This is a genomic window from Pseudescherichia sp. AS216, from assembly GCF_037152055.1.
In the GTDB taxonomy this organism is placed as follows: domain Bacteria; phylum Pseudomonadota; class Gammaproteobacteria; order Enterobacterales; family Enterobacteriaceae; genus Pseudescherichia.
Genome location: NZ_JBBCMV010000002.1, coordinates 656,414 through 670,046 on the forward strand (window position 1 = coordinate 656,414; position 13,633 = coordinate 670,046).

The following is a 13,633-nucleotide window of genomic DNA, read 5'->3' on the forward strand; positions in this document are numbered from 1 at the left end:
GCAAGCCTGTGCCGCCGGGTATGTTGCGCTTACAGCTTAATAAAATGCTCGCGATAATAAGCCAGTTCGGCCACGGACTCGCGGATATCATCCAGCGCCTGGTGCGTGTTCTGCTTTTTCAGGCCGTTGAGCACGTCCGGCTTCCAGCGACGTGCCAGCTCTTTCAGGGTGCTAACATCGAGATAGCGATAGTGGAAGTAAGCTTCCAGCTCTGGCATATACTTAAACAGGAAGCGACGATCCTGACCGATGCTGTTGCCGCAAATCGGGGATTTCCCCGCCGGGACCCACTCCTTCAGGAAAGCAATGGTCGCCAGTTCGGCGGCGCGGTCGCCCTGGGTGCTGGCCTTAACCCGCTCCACCAGCCCGCTGCCGGTATGGGTGCGTACGTTCCACTCGTCCATCAGCGCCAGCTGTTCGTCGGACTGATGCACGGCGATCACCGGGCCTTCCGCCAGAATATTTAGGTTGGCATCGGTGACCAGGGTTGCGATCTCAATAATGCGATCGCGCTCGGGATCCAGCCCGGTCATCTCAAGATCGATCCAAATCAGGTTGTTTTCATTTGCACTCATGCTATTTTCCACCCATCTCGCACGACTATAATTATCTAAATTAGCATCTATCATAGAGGTTTTGCCCATCAGGGGCGACCAGGAGTCAGTACGATTGAGTAAAAATAAACTCTCCAAAGGCCAGCAGCGCCGTGTGAAAGCAAACCACCAGCGTCGGCTTAAAACGTCTACGGAGAAGCCGGATTACGACGATAACCTGTTTGGCGAAACCGCCGAAGGGATTGTCATTAGCCGTTTTGGTATGCACGCCGACGTTGAAGCCGCCGATGGCAACGTTCACCGTTGCAACATCCGCCGTACGATCCGTTCGCTGGTCACCGGTGACCGTGTGGTCTGGCGTCCAGGCAAGGCCGCCGCTGAAGGCGTTAACGTAAAAGGCATCGTTGAGGCAGTGCACGAGCGCACGTCGGTGCTAACCCGCCCCGATTTTTACGACGGGGTAAAACCCATCGCTGCCAATATCGATCAGATCATCATTGTCTCCGCTATTCTGCCGGAGCTGTCGCCTAACATCATCGACCGTTATCTTGTGGCCTGTGAAACCCTGGACGTGGAACCGCTCATCGTGCTCAACAAGATTGACCTGCTGGACGATGAAAGCAGGGCATTTGTGGACGAGCAGATGGATGTCTATCGTAAGATTGGCTACCGCGTTCTGATGGTCTCCAGTCATACCCAGGACGGCTTGAAACCGCTGGAAGAGGCGCTGACCGATCGCATCAGCATCTTTGCCGGCCAGTCAGGCGTTGGCAAATCGAGCCTGCTGAACGCCCTGCTGGGATTACAGGAAGAGATCCTCACCAACGATGTCTCTGACAACTCGGGACTCGGCCAGCACACCACTACCGCGGCGCGGCTCTACCACTTCCCGCACGGCGGGGATGTGATCGACTCCCCTGGCGTGCGGGAGTTTGGTCTCTGGCACCTGGAGCCGGAACAAATTACCCGCGGCTTTGTCGAATTCCACGACTATCTCGGTCACTGTAAATACCGTGACTGCAAGCACGCCAACGATCCTGGCTGCGCAATCCGGGAAGCCGTTGACAGGGGCGACATTGCTGAAACCCGGTTTGAAAACTATCACCGTATTCTGGAGAGCATGGCGCAGGTAAAAACGCGTAAAAGCTTTTCTGAATCCGACGACTGACAATTAAGCTGAGCATCGCTAAAATCGTCCCCTTTTTTTAAGGGTCCGCTGCTGCGTTGCGGATCAGGAACGACCAAAATACTAGCCTGGAGGCTACCTTGTTAGACTCATTTAAACTTTCGCTTCAATACATTCTGCCTAAACTGTGGCTCACTCGCCTCGCGGGCTGGGGCGCAAGCAAACGCGGAGGATGGCTGACCAAGCTGGTCATCGATCTGTTCGTCAAATACTACAAGGTCAATATGCAGGAGGCGCAAAAGCCGGATACCGCCAGCTATCGCACCTTTAACGACTTTTTTGTTCGCCCGCTGCGCGACGAAGTCCGCCCGCTTAACACCGATCCCAACGTGCTGGTGATGCCTGCCGACGGCGTGATCAGCCAGCTGGGCCGTATCGAAAACGACAAGCTGCTGCAGGCCAAAGGCCATCACTACAGCCTTGAGGCGCTGCTGGCCGGTAACTATCTGCTGGCGGACAAGTTCCGTGACGGCAGTTTCGCGACCACCTATCTGTCGCCGCGTGACTATCACCGCGTTCACATGCCTTGCAACGGCATCCTGCGTGAGATGATCTACGTTCCAGGCGATCTCTTCTCGGTTAACCACCTCACCGCGCGCAACGTACCGAACCTGTTCGCCCGTAACGAGCGCGTTATCTGCGTGTTCGACACCGAATTTGGCCCGATGGCGCAGATTCTGGTTGGCGCGACCATCGTTGGCAGCATCGAAACCGTCTGGGCAGGCACCATCACGCCGCCGCGCGAAGGCATCATCAAACGCTGGACGTGGCCGGAAGGCGAAAGCGAAGGTGCGGTGGCGCTGCTGAAGGGCCAGGAGATGGGTCGCTTTAAGCTCGGCTCAACGGTGATTAACCTCTTCGCACCGGGCAGCGTAGCGCTGGCAGAGCATTTAGAGAGCCTGTCGGTGACTAAAATCGGCGAGCCGCTGGCTTACTCTACCGAGGCCGTTGCCCCGGACGTCACCCCTACCCCGCTGCCGCAGGAAGAGATTGACGCCGAGCACGACGCCAACCCGCTGGTAGACGACAACAAAGACCCGGTTTGATCTAACAACGGTTTACTTTCACAAAGGTATAGCAACGTGCGCCTGATTATCGCATTTCTGATGGCATGGTGCCTCAGCGCGGGGGCGTACGCTGCGACGATCCCCGACGCCAAACAGATCACCCAGGAGCTGGAGCAGGCTAAAGCGGCCGCCGCCTCACCAGAGCAGGCGGAAACCGTGGAGGCGCTCCAGTCCGCGCTGAATGCCCTTGAGGAGCGTAACGGCTCCCTTGAGCGTACTAAACAGTATCAGCAGGTCATCGACGACTTCCCCAAACTCTCCCAGACGCTGCGTAGCCAGTTCAATAACCTGCGCGACGAGCCTAAAGCCGTTCCGGCTGGCATTAGCACCGATGCGTTGAACCAGGAGATCCTTCAGGTCAGCAGCCAGCTGCTGGAAAAAACGCGCCAGGCTCAGCAGGAGCAGGAGCGCGCCCGGGAGATCAATGACTCCTTAAGCCAGCTTCCGCAGCAGCAGACCGACGCCCGCCGCCAGCTAAGCGAAGTAGAGCGGCGCATCGGCACGCAGAGCGGTACAACCGCGCTGGCCCAGGCGCAGACCCTGAGCGCGCAGGCGGCCTCCGCCAGGCTGAAAGCCCAGGTGGATGAGCTGGAGCTTGCCCAGCTGTCGGCGAATAACCGTCAAGAGCTGGCACGGATGCGATCCGAGCTGGCCCAGAAGCAGGCCCAGCAGCTGGATGCCTATCTTCAGGCGCTGCGTAACCAGCTTAACGGCCAGCGTCAGCGCGAGGCCGAGCAGGCGCTGGAGAGCACCGAGCTGCTGGCAGAGAACAGCGCTAACCTGCCTGCGCGCATCGTTGACCAGTTCAAAATCAACCGCGAGCTGTCGCAGGCGCTCAACCAGCAGGCCCAGCGGATGGATCTGGTGGCCTCCCAGCAGCGCCAGGCGACCGGCCAGACGTTGCAGGTACGCCAGGCCCTGAATACGCTGCGTGAGCAGGCCCAGTGGCTGGGGGTCTCTAACATGCTCGGCGATGCGCTGCGCGCCCAGGTGGCCCGGCTGCCGGAGATGCCGAAGCCGCAGCAGCTGGATACCGAGATGGCCCAGCTGCGGGTACACCGCATGCACTATGAGGATCTGCTCAACAAGCAGCCTCAGCTGCGCCAGATCCGCCAGGCGGACGGGCAGCCGCTGACCGCCGAGCAGAGCCGTATCCTGGAGGCGCAGCTGCGCACCCAGCGCGAGCTGCTCACCTCTCTGCTGCAGGGAGGTGACACGCTGATCCTTGAGCTGACCAAGCTGAAGGTCTCCAACAGCCAGCTTGAGGATGCACTAAAAGAGGTCAACGAAGCCACCCACCGCTATCTCTTCTGGACCGCCGACGTCAGTCCGATGACGCTCAGTTGGCCGATTGAAATCGTGCAGGATCTGCGTCGCCTCATCTCGCTGGATACCGTAAACCAGCTCGGCAAGGCGACGATGATGATGCTGACCAGCAAAGAGACGCTGCTGCCGCTGTTTGGCGCGCTGGTGCTGGTAGGCTTCAGCGTCTACTCCCGCAAGCACTTTACCCGCTTCCTGGAGCGCTCCAGCGCGAAGGTCGGCAAAGTAACACAGGATCACTTCTGGCTCACGCTGCGCACGGTGTTCTGGTCGATTCTTGTGGCCTCTCCGCTGCCGGTGCTGTGGGCGACGCTCGGCTACGGCCTGCGATCCGCCTGGCCCTATCCGCTGGCGGTAGCGATTGGCGACGGCGTTACCGCTACCGTGCCGCTGCTGTGGGTGGTGATGATCTGCGCCACCTTCGCCCGCCCGACCGGCCTGTTTGTCGTGCATTTTGGCTGGCCGCGCAGCCGGGTCGCACGCGGCCTGCGCTCCTACCTGATGAGTATCGGCCTGATCGTGCCGCTGATTATGGCGCTGATCATGTTTGATAATCTCAACGACCGGGAGTTCTCCGGCTCCCTTGGCCGCCTCTGCTTTATGCTGATCTGCGGCGCGCTGGCCGTGGTGACGCTAAGCCTGAAACGCGCCGGGATCCCGCTCTACGTCGATAAAACCGGCAGCGGCGACAACATGGTTAACCGCATGCTGTGGAACCTGCTGATGAGCGCCCCGCTGGCGGCGATGCTGGCGGCGGCCGTGGGCTATCTGGCAACCGCCCAGGCGCTGCTGGCCCGTCTGGAGACCTCGGTGGCGATCTGGTTCCTGCTGCTGGTGGTGTATCACATCATCCGCCGCTGGATGCTGATCCAGCGCCGCCGCCTGGCCTTTGACCGCGCAAGACATCGCCGGGCAGAAATTCTGGCCCAGCGCGCCCGTGGCGAAGAGGAGCAGGCCCACTCGACCAGCACGGAAGGCGCGGTAGAGGTGGACGAAAGCGAGCTGGATCTTGATGCCATCAGCGCCCAGTCGCTGCGGCTGGTGCGCTCGATTCTGATGCTCATCGCCCTGCTCTCGGTGATTGTGCTGTGGTCAGAGATCCACTCCGCGTTTGGCTTCCTGGAGAATATCTCCCTGTGGGACGTTACCTCGACGGTACAGGGCGTAGAGAGTCTGGAGCCGATCACCCTCGGCGCGGTGCTGATCGCTATTTTGGTGTTTATCATCACCACCCAGCTGGTGCGGCATCTGCCAGCCCTGCTGGAGCTGGCGCTGCTCCAGCATCTCGACCTGACGCCGGGAACGGGCTATGCCATCACCACCATCACCAAATATCTGCTAATGCTGTTCGGTGGCCTGGTGGGCTTCTCAATGATCGGTATCGAGTGGTCAAAACTGCAGTGGCTGGTAGCGGCTCTCGGTGTGGGATTAGGTTTTGGTTTGCAGGAGATCTTTGCCAACTTTATCTCTGGCCTGATCATCCTGTTTGAGAAACCGATCCGTATTGGTGATACCGTGACCATTCGCGATCTCACCGGTAGCGTAACGAAGATCAACACCCGTGCCACCACCATTAGCGACTGGGACCGCAAAGAGATCATCGTGCCGAATAAGGCGTTTATCACCGAGCAATTTATCAACTGGTCGCTGTCGGATTCGGTAACGCGTGTGGTGCTTACCGTTCCCGCGCCCTCCGATGCCAACAGCGAAGAGGTTACCCAGCTGCTCTACACCGCCGCTGAGCGCTGCTCGTTGGTGATCGATAACCCGCCGCCGGAGGTCTTCCTGGTAGATCTGCAGCAGGGTATTCAGCTCTTTGAGCTGCGTATCTATGCCGCTGAGATGGGCCACCGGATGCCGCTGCGCCACGAGATCCATCAGCTGATCCTGCAAGGCTTCCGCGAGCACGGCATCGACCTGCCGTTCCCGCCGTTCCAGATGCGTCTGGAGTCTCTTGACGGCAAACGCGCCGCCAGGACGTTAAGCTCTGCCGGACGCGGCCAGCGCCCATCGGGTAGCCTGTAGTTTCAAAACTGAGTAGTTTCAAAACTGAGTCGTCACAAAACTGAGTAACAACGCCGCAGCTTAATCGCTGCGGCATTTTTTTAGCGGGGTGACAGCCCACCCACGCGACTGATGCGCCGCTGGTAGCGCTCATAAAGCCCCAGCGCCAGCAGCGAGAAGAAGATCGGCCCGCCCGCCATCCACAGAGCGCTGCTCAAATCCCCTTTCTCAATCACCGGCTCAATGACCGTAAAGATATTGGCGAAGGCCACCAGCAGCACAACTATGGCGGTCATCACCAGCGTCGTTCTGCGGGATTTGAAAATCACAAAGGGTCGATGCAGATCCGTTTTGGCCTTAAAGAAGGGAAACGCCAGCGCCAGGAAGAGGTACGGCAGCGTCATGGAGACGTTCGCCATCAGCGTCACTTTGTTATAAAACGCCGATGCCGTACCGCCGCCGAACGAGACCAGCAGAATGATCAGGCTCACCAGCAGGCACTGGAGCCACATTGATGTCTCAGGCATGCCGCTCTTGTTTAAACGCGTCATCGGCGCAGGCCACATCTCTTTTGGCGTCCCCTGAATAATCGCCTTCAGCGGGGAGTAGATCAGCGTAAAGAACGCCCCGGTATAGGCGAGGAACATCGACAGACCGGTTATTCGGGCAAACCAGACGCCGGTCAGGCTAGCTGCCTCAGGCGACATGTGCAGCGCGTTGCCCAGCGTTGCGCCCAGGCTCTCCATCAGCACGTAGGTAATGTTGCCCAGGTTGGTGGAGTCGGTGCTTAACACCTGCTGCCAGTTAGTGCTGACGCCCCACAGAATGATGGCCAGAGAGTAGCCGATAGAGATCACCACCGCGGCAAAGATGATCCCTTTAGCGAAGTTTTTCTCAGGGTTTTCGGTCTTATCCACCAGACCACCTACCGCCTCAATGCCGCCGTAGGCGAACAGGGCAAAAACCATAAACGACAGCATAGAGAGATCGGAGTGGTAACCCGGATTCGGCGAGGCAGTAAAGTTGATCGCCTCGGCGAAATGCCCGCCGTTGAGCAATAAAATCGCGATGCTGGCAAGGAGCAGCACCAGGTTGAGACACATGACGGCAATCCCGCCGACGGCGGTGATTTTGGCGATCTTATTAATACCCTTGGCCGCCACAAAGGTTACCACCACCATCCACACAACGGCCAAAACGCCCACCACCTGCGTGGGCTGTAAGCCAGCAACGTGCCAGCGCTGCGTCATATCTGCGCCAACGATAAAGGTGGAGAAGGGAACCCATACCTTCGCGGCGGTGCTTACCATCCAGATGACATAGGATGAAAACCACATAAAGGTGCCGATAAACGCGTAGCGTGACCCGACGCTGTTCTCCATCCACGAGTAGATCCCGCCCTCCTCTTTACGGTAGGCAGCTCCCATCTCGGCCATCATCAAGGCAAAGGGAATGAAGAAGAACAGGGCTGCAAAGATATACCAGGGCGTGGCGCTGTGGCCCATCAGATAAAACGCGCTGGCGCTGTTAGCAAAGCCAAAAACCGACGTAAATATCATGAGAACAAGCCCCATCAGGCTCATCTTTTTTAGATTGTCGCTCATAGATCTATCCATGTTGTCTGGTGAAAGAGAGGGTAAAAAAGTTACCCAAACGAACGGCTGGATAGTAACAAAGCGGCAGGTTTAAATTGTGACTTCAGGAGGGAAAGCAAAAGATGAAACAGGAAATTAGCACAAAAAGTAATATTTTATTTTGCACTATTACAGCACTGCCGTAGGCCGGGCAAGCAGAGCGCCGCCCGGCAATAACAATCAGGCGCGATCGACCGAAAAAGCCAGCACCTCGGCCAGGGTCTCTGTGCCCAGCGCCAGCATGACCAGACGATCGATACCCAGCGCTACGCCGGAGCAGTCCGGCAGACCCGCCTCTAGCGCGCCCAGCAGATTGTAATCGATAGGCTGCTGCTCGAGGCCCATGGCCACCCGCTTGCGGTTATCCTGCTCAAAGCGCTGCTGCTGTTCACGGGCGTCGGTCAGCTCATGGAAACCGTTCGCCAGCTCCATGCCTTTGAAATAGACCTCAAACCGCTCCGCTACGCGATGATCTTCGGTGCTGATTTGTGCCAGCGCCGCCTGGCTTGCCGGGAAGTGATAGACAAACGCCGGGCGATCTTTGCCAATGTGCGGCTCAACGCCCATGGTAAAGAGCAGCTGCAGCAGCGTGTCCCGATCCTCTTCCCGATCGGCGATATTGCTCAGATCCAGCCTGGCCGCAGCATCACGCAGCTGCTGCTTGTCGGCTGAGAGCGGATCGATATCCAGATGACGCTGGAACGCCTGCTGGTAGGAGAGGGAATCCGCCGCCGGGCAATCCAGTACCTGTTGCAGCAGATCGTCTACTTCGTTCATCAGCCGGTACATATCATAGTGCGGACGATACCACTCCAGCATGGTGAACTCAGGGTTATGATGACGCCCCATCTCTTCATTACGAAAGCTGCGGCACAGCTGGAAAACCGGTCCACAGCCCGCAGCCAGCAGGCGCTTCATGTGGTACTCCGGGCTGGTCATCAGATAGAGATCCAGTCCCTGAGAGTGGCCTGGGCCAACAAAACGGGTTTTAAACGGGAACAGATGAACGTCCGTGACCGTCGCCTGGCTCATGCAGGGTGTCTCCACCTCCAGCACGCCGCGATCGACAAAGAAACGGCGGATCTCGGCCATTATTGCTGCACGTTTCAGCAGGTTAGGAATAGATGCGCTCGGCCGCCAGGCTGCCGTTTCACTCATGGTGTGTTCTCCGATGTCAGACAAGGGCACGAAGTCTACTCGACGGGCGACCCGGAGACAAATTCTGTGCGGCAAATTTACGCAATGAGAACCCTTTTTCGTGACGGGCCAGAGCAAAAAACGGCTGCAAAGATCGGCAAAAAAATCGAACACGTCAAATTTCCCTCTGATCCCTACGGGTATACTGGCGTACCCATAATGGAGCAGTGGAACTGTTTACAGCCAATCTGGAGGAATGTCGTGCACACTTTTCAAGCCGATCTCGTCGTTATAGGCGCTGGCGGTGCGGGTTTACGCGCTGCTATTGCGGCCGCCCAGGCGGATCCCAATGCGAAAATCGCCCTTGTCTCAAAGGTCTACCCCATGCGCAGCCACACGGTGGCGGCCGAGGGAGGCTCTGCTGCCGTCACGCAGGATCATGACAGCTTTGAGTACCATTTTCACGACACCGTAGCCGGCGGCGACTGGCTGTGCGAGCAGGACGTGGTCGACTATTTTGTCCACCACTGTCCGACGGAGATGACCCAGCTTGAGCTGTGGGGCTGTCCGTGGAGCCGCCGCCCGGACGGCAGCGTCAACGTGCGCCGCTTCGGCGGGATGAAGATCGAACGCACCTGGTTCGCCGCCGATAAGACCGGCTTCCATATGCTGCACACCCTCTTTCAGACCTCCCTGCAGTTTCCGCAGATCCAGCGCTTCGACGAGCATTTTGTCCTTGATATCCTCGTGGACGACGGGCAGGTTCGCGGCCTGGTCGCCATGAATATGATGGAAGGCACCCTAATGCAGATCCGCGCCAACGCGGTGGTGATGGCCACCGGCGGTGCGGGGCGCGTCTATCGCTATAACACCAACGGCGGCATCGTCACCGGCGACGGCATGGGAATGGCGCTGGCTCACGGCGTACCGCTGCGCGATATGGAGTTCGTGCAGTATCACCCCACTGGCCTGCCGGGCTCCGGCATTCTGATGACAGAGGGCTGCCGGGGTGAAGGCGGTATTCTGGTTAATAAAGATGGCTACCGTTATCTGCAGGACTACGGCATGGGGCCGGAAACGCCGCTGGGCGAGCCAAAGAACAAATATATGGAGCTGGGCCCACGCGACAGAGTCTCCCAGGCTTTCTGGCACGAGTGGCGTAAGGGCAACACTATCTCCACTCCGCGCGGTGACGTGGTCTACCTCGATCTGCGCCACCTTGGCGAAAAGAAAATTCTTGAGCGCCTGCCCTTTATCTGTGAGCTGGCTAAGGCCTATGTCGGCGTCGATCCGGTGAAAGAGCCTATCCCGGTTCGGCCTACCGCCCACTACACCATGGGCGGCATTGAGACCGACAGCCAGTGCGAGACGCGCATTAAAGGGCTGTTTGCCGTGGGCGAATGCTCCTCGGTCGGCCTGCACGGTGCCAACCGTCTCGGCTCAAACTCGCTGGCGGAGCTGGTGGTGTTTGGTCGTCTTGCCGGGGAGCGCGCCATTGCGCATTCACGTGCCGCGGGTACCGCTGCCGATAGCGCTCTCACTGCTCAGGCGGTTGATGTCGAGCAGCGTCTCAACGCACTGGTTAACCAGCAGGGTAACGAGAGCTGGGCAAAAATCCGTGATGAGATGGGCCTGTCGATGGAGGAGGGCTGCGGTATCTACCGAACCCCAGAGCTGATGCAGAAAACCGTCGACAAGCTGGCAGAGCTGCAGGAGCGCGTTAAGCGCGTGCGCGTGACCGACACCTCCAGCGTCTTTAATACCGAGCTGCTCTACACCATTGAGCTGGGACACGGGCTGAACGTCGCCGAGTGTATGGCGCACTCCGCCCTGGCCCGCAAAGAGTCGCGCGGGGCACACCAGCGTCTGGACGAAGGCTGCACCGAGCGTGACGACGTCAACTTCCTGAAACATACCCTCGCCTTCCGCGATGCCGATGGCACAACGCGCCTTGACTACAGCGATGTCAACATTACCACGCTACCGCCGGCGAAACGCGTCTACGGTGGGGAAGCGGAAGCCGCCGAGAACAAGGAGAAGGCGAATGGCTGAGATGAAAAACCTGAACGTTGAGGTGGTGCGCTACAACCCGGAGGTCGACTCCGCTCCGCACAGCGTATTTTATGAGGTGCCCTACGATGAACAGACCTCGCTGCTGGACGCGCTAGGCTACATCAAAGATAACCTCGCGCCCGACCTGAGCTACCGCTGGTCCTGCCGCATGGCTATCTGCGGCTCCTGCGGCATGATGGTAAACAACGTGCCGAAGCTGGCCTGTAAAACCTTCCTTCGCGACTACACGAAGGGCATGAAGGTGGCGGCGCTGGGTAACTTCCCCATTGAACGCGATCTGGTGGTGGATATGACCCACTTTATCGAGAGCCTGGAGGCCATCAAGCCCTACATCATTGGTAATCTCCGCACGCCGGAGCAGGGGCCTAACCGCCAGACGCCAGCGCAGATGGCGAAATACCACCAGTTTTCCGGCTGCATCAACTGCGGGCTGTGCTATGCCGCCTGCCCGCAGTTTGGCCTGAATCCGGAGTTTATCGGCCCGGCGGCGATTACCCTGGCCCATCGCTATAACGAAGACAGCCGCGATCGCGGCAAGCGGGATCGCATGGCGCAGCTAAACGGCGAGAACGGCGTCTGGAGCTGTACCTTTGTCGGCTACTGCTCAGAAGTCTGTCCGAAGCATGTCGATCCGGCGGCGGCTATTCAGCAGGGTAAGGTAGAGAGCTCAAAAGACTTTCTGATCGCCACCCTGAAACCACGCTAAGGAGCGCATGATGACAACGAAACGTAAACCCTGGGTGCAGCCGATGCCGTCAGGCTGGTGGAAAAGCCTGCCCTTTTACCGCTTCTACATGCTGCGCGAAGGCACCTCAGTGCCCACGGTCTGGTTCAGCATTGTGCTGATCTACGGCCTGTTTGCGCTGAAGCATGGCCCGGAGTCATGGGCGGGCTTTGTCGGTTTCTTGCAAAACCCCGTCGTGATTATCCTGAATCTGCTGACGCTTGCCGCCGCGCTGCTGCACACTAAAACCTGGTTTGAGCTGGCCCCGAAAGCCGCTACCGTCATCGTAAAAGGTGAGAAGCTGGGGTCGCAGCCGGTCATCAGGGCGCTGTGGGCCGTCACGGCGCTGGTCAGCGTAGCGATCCTGTTTATTGCACTCTTCTGGTAAGGAGGCCTCATGATTAACCCAAACCCAAAACGTGCTGACGAGCCGGTATTCTGGGGGCTGTTTGGCGCAGGCGGGATGTGGGGCGCAATCGTCGCGCCCGTCATCGTGCTGCTGGTTGGCATTCTGCTGCCGCTCGGGCTCTATCCAGGCGAGGCGCTGGGCTACGATCGGGTGCTGGCCTTTGCGCAAAGCCTCATTGGTCGGGCGTTTATCTTTCTGATGATTGTCCTGCCACTGTGGTGCGGCCTGCATCGCATTCATCACGGCATGCACGATCTTAAAATCCACATTCCCCACGGTAAATGGGTGTTCTATGGCCTGGCGGCGATCTTAAGCGTTGTCACGCTGATTGGCGTTATCACCCTTTAACAGCTGTAATGCCCGGCGGAACGCTGTCGGGCATCGCATTCTGCAAATATCTTGCGCTGTAAAAATAGATTTTCTTTAGTCAGGTTCTACACTTAGCAAAAAGCCTGTAAGGAAAATGCCATGCGTCTGCTACCCGTTGTTGCTGCCGTTGCCGCTGCGTTTGTCGTAGTGTCCTGTAGTTCCCCTACTCCGCCCTCTGGCGTGACGGTTATCGAGCATTTCGATGCTAAACGCTATATCGGTACCTGGTACGAGATTGCCCGCCTCGACCATCGCTTTGAGCGCGGTCTGACTAACGTCACCGCTACCTATACGCTACGCGACGATGGCGGGATCAACGTCATCAATAAAGGCTACAACCCGTCACGGGGAATGTGGCAGTCCACTGACGGCAAAGCTTACTTTACCGGCAGCCCGGATCGCGCCGCGCTGAAGGTATCCTTCTTTGGCCCGTTCTACGGCGGCTATAACGTGATTGCGTTGGATAAAGAGTACCAGCATGCGCTGGTCTGCGGCCCGAACCGTGACTACCTGTGGATCCTGTCACGCACCCGTACTATCCCTGACAAGGTAAAACAGCAGCTGCTGGATACCGCGACTCGCCAGGGATTTGCCGTAGAAAAGTTAATTTGGGTACCGCAGAACCGCTAGTGGGTGCTGAGCTTCAGACCAATAATCCCGGCAACGATCAACGCCAGGCTGATGATCCTCGCCGGGCTGGCTGACTCACCCAGCAGCAGAATACCTGCGGTTGCCGCGCCAACCGCACCGATGCCGGTCCAGATGGCGTAGGCCGTACCGACCGGCAGGGTTTTCATTGCCCACGACAGCATCATAATGCTGACGATCATCGCACTGACGGTAATAAGGCTGGGGATCAAACGGGTAAAACCGTGGGTGTACTTCAGGCCGATGGCCCAGACAACTTCAAGCAAACCCGCAATAAACAGAATGAACCAGGACATAACAGGCTCCCGACTGTGGGGCCGTCCCCGGTGAAACATGGCGCTTGTGGGTCGTCCCACAAGGCTGAGGTGAAGAAAGAATTGTCGCCTGGGGTGCTCTGTTTTTCAACTTTTTAATAAATCCCTCTGTTTTGCCTCTTTAAAGCAAGAAATAGAGGTAGTTAGCAGCGGAGTTCCCGCATTTACCCTTTAGCGCTCCCCCCTATGAT

Annotated in this window: 12 protein-coding genes; 8 read left to right on the forward strand and 4 right to left on the reverse strand. The window is 58.2% G+C overall.

Annotated features, from left to right (window positions below):
- Positions 1–29 precede the first annotated feature (29 nt).
- Positions 30–575, reverse strand: coding sequence for an oligoribonuclease (gene orn, locus WFN61_RS08675; RefSeq protein ID WP_144816582.1), 546 nt, complete (start codon positions 573–575; stop codon positions 30–32).
- A 94-nt stretch (positions 576–669) separates the two neighbouring features.
- On the opposite strand from orn, the gene rsgA reads away from it, so the two are divergent.
- From rsgA to mscM, 3 genes are all read left to right on the forward strand, one after another.
- Positions 670–1,722: a small ribosomal subunit biogenesis GTPase RsgA gene (gene rsgA, locus WFN61_RS08680; protein ID WP_144816584.1), complete on the forward strand. Its 1,053-nt coding sequence runs from the start codon at positions 670–672 to the stop codon at positions 1,720–1,722.
- A gap of 98 nt (positions 1,723–1,820) precedes the next feature.
- Positions 1,821–2,786 (forward strand): archaetidylserine decarboxylase, encoded by a 966-nt coding sequence (gene asd, locus WFN61_RS08685; protein ID WP_222888969.1) that lies wholly within the window; start codon positions 1,821–1,823, stop codon positions 2,784–2,786.
- Positions 2,787–2,822: 36 nt separating this feature from the next.
- Positions 2,823–6,155 carry a miniconductance mechanosensitive channel MscM gene (mscM, locus tag WFN61_RS08690; protein WP_337038539.1) on the forward strand — a complete coding sequence of 1,111 codons (3,333 nt, stop codon included), beginning with the start codon at positions 2,823–2,825 and terminating at the stop codon, positions 6,153–6,155.
- An 80-nt stretch (positions 6,156–6,235) separates the two neighbouring features.
- Here mscM and yjeM read toward each other — a convergent pair whose 3' ends face one another.
- Positions 6,236–7,738, reverse strand: coding sequence for a glutamate/gamma-aminobutyrate family transporter YjeM (gene yjeM, locus WFN61_RS08695; protein ID WP_257758596.1), 1,503 nt, complete (start codon positions 7,736–7,738; stop codon positions 6,236–6,238).
- A 210-nt stretch (positions 7,739–7,948) separates the two neighbouring features.
- Complete coding sequence (epmA, locus tag WFN61_RS08700) at positions 7,949–8,926, reverse strand: elongation factor P--(R)-beta-lysine ligase (protein ID WP_257758597.1); 978 nt, start codon at positions 8,924–8,926, stop codon at positions 7,949–7,951.
- 240 nt (positions 8,927–9,166) lie between these two features.
- On the opposite strand from epmA, the gene frdA reads away from it, so the two are divergent.
- The 5 genes from frdA (at position 9,167) to blc (ending at position 13,110) form a co-directional block, all read left to right on the forward strand.
- Positions 9,167–10,957 carry a fumarate reductase (quinol) flavoprotein subunit gene (gene frdA, locus WFN61_RS08705; RefSeq protein WP_257758598.1) on the forward strand — a complete coding sequence of 597 codons (1,791 nt, stop codon included), beginning with the start codon at positions 9,167–9,169 and terminating at the stop codon, positions 10,955–10,957.
- Positions 10,950–11,684 carry a succinate dehydrogenase/fumarate reductase iron-sulfur subunit gene (locus WFN61_RS08710; protein ID WP_257758599.1) on the forward strand — a complete coding sequence of 245 codons (735 nt, stop codon included), beginning with the start codon at positions 10,950–10,952 and terminating at the stop codon, positions 11,682–11,684. Before frdA ends, WFN61_RS08710 begins: the two co-directional genes overlap by 8 nt.
- A gap of 10 nt (positions 11,685–11,694) precedes the next feature.
- Entirely contained in the window at positions 11,695–12,090 is a 396-nt protein-coding gene (frdC, locus tag WFN61_RS08715) for a fumarate reductase subunit FrdC (RefSeq protein ID WP_257758656.1), read from the forward strand.
- Positions 12,091–12,099: 9 nt separating this feature from the next.
- Positions 12,100–12,459, forward strand: coding sequence for a fumarate reductase subunit FrdD (frdD, locus tag WFN61_RS08720; RefSeq protein ID WP_312275159.1), 360 nt, complete (start codon positions 12,100–12,102; stop codon positions 12,457–12,459).
- Between the two features lie 120 nt (positions 12,460–12,579).
- The gene (gene blc / locus WFN61_RS08725) at positions 12,580–13,110 is read left to right on the forward strand and encodes an outer membrane lipoprotein Blc (protein ID WP_222888975.1); all 531 of its coding nucleotides are present in this window, start codon (positions 12,580–12,582) and stop codon (positions 13,108–13,110) included.
- On the opposite strand, the gene sugE is transcribed toward blc, so the two are convergent.
- Positions 13,107–13,424 (reverse strand): quaternary ammonium compound efflux SMR transporter SugE, encoded by a 318-nt coding sequence (gene sugE / locus WFN61_RS08730; RefSeq protein WP_257758600.1) that lies wholly within the window; start codon positions 13,422–13,424, stop codon positions 13,107–13,109. The two genes, blc and sugE, sit on opposite strands and share 4 nt — an antisense overlap.
- Between the last annotated feature and the right edge of the window lie 209 nt (positions 13,425–13,633).

Coding starts and splice junctions, on each gene's coding strand:
- orn (WP_144816582.1), bottom strand. CDS start 575: ATGAGTGCAAATGAAAACAACCTGATTTGGATCGATCTTGAGATGACC.
- yjeM (WP_257758596.1), bottom strand. CDS start 7,738: ATGAGCGACAATCTAAAAAAGATGAGCCTGATGGGGCTTGTTCTCATG.
- epmA (WP_257758597.1), bottom strand. CDS start 8,926: ATGAGTGAAACGGCAGCCTGGCGGCCGAGCGCATCTATTCCTAACCTG.
- WFN61_RS08710 (WP_257758599.1), top strand. CDS start 10,950: ATGGCTGAGATGAAAAACCTGAACGTTGAGGTGGTGCGCTACAACCCG.
- frdC (WP_257758656.1), top strand. CDS start 11,695: ATGACAACGAAACGTAAACCCTGGGTGCAGCCGATGCCGTCAGGCTGG.
- frdD (WP_312275159.1), top strand. CDS start 12,100: ATGATTAACCCAAACCCAAAACGTGCTGACGAGCCGGTATTCTGGGGG.
- blc (WP_222888975.1), top strand. CDS start 12,580: ATGCGTCTGCTACCCGTTGTTGCTGCCGTTGCCGCTGCGTTTGTCGTA.
- sugE (WP_257758600.1), bottom strand. CDS start 13,424: ATGTCCTGGTTCATTCTGTTTATTGCGGGTTTGCTTGAAGTTGTCTGG.